This window comes from Synechococcus sp. CCY 9618 (genome assembly GCF_019038415.1).
Classification (GTDB): Bacteria; Cyanobacteriota; Cyanobacteriia; order PCC-6307; family Cyanobiaceae; genus Cyanobium.
Genome location: NZ_JAFKRG010000085.1, coordinates 1 through 353 on the forward strand (window position 1 = coordinate 1; position 353 = coordinate 353).

Annotated in this window: 1 protein-coding gene; it reads left to right on the forward strand. The window is 70.3% G+C overall.

What is annotated here, in order from left to right; translation table 11 throughout:
- Window positions 1-353: DUF4912 domain-containing protein (locus KUG41_RS15240; protein ID WP_216905051.1), on the forward strand; the 353-nt coding region annotated here is incomplete at both ends.

Consider the following 353-nt stretch of genomic DNA (forward strand, 5'->3'; position numbering starts at 1 on the left):
GTCGTCTTCCTGCCCCGCGATCCCCAGTGGGCCTATGTCTTCTGGGACATCTCCGAGGACGACCGCAGCGATGCCCTCCACGCCGGTGCCTCCCAGCTCTGCCTGCGGGTCGCCGACGTGACCGGCCTGGCCGGTGGCTCCGCCCATCCCCACACCCTCCAGGAGGTGGTGGTCGACAGCCATGCCACCGAGTGGTACCTGCCGGTGCCCCTCTCCGACCGCGACTACCGGGTCGAACTCGGCTACCGCAAGGGCGGTGGCGGCGGCTGGATCTCCCTGGCCTTCTCCTCCGTGGCCCGGGTGCCGGCCCTGCACCCCTCCGAGCAGATCCTCGATCAGTTCGTCCCCTTCTC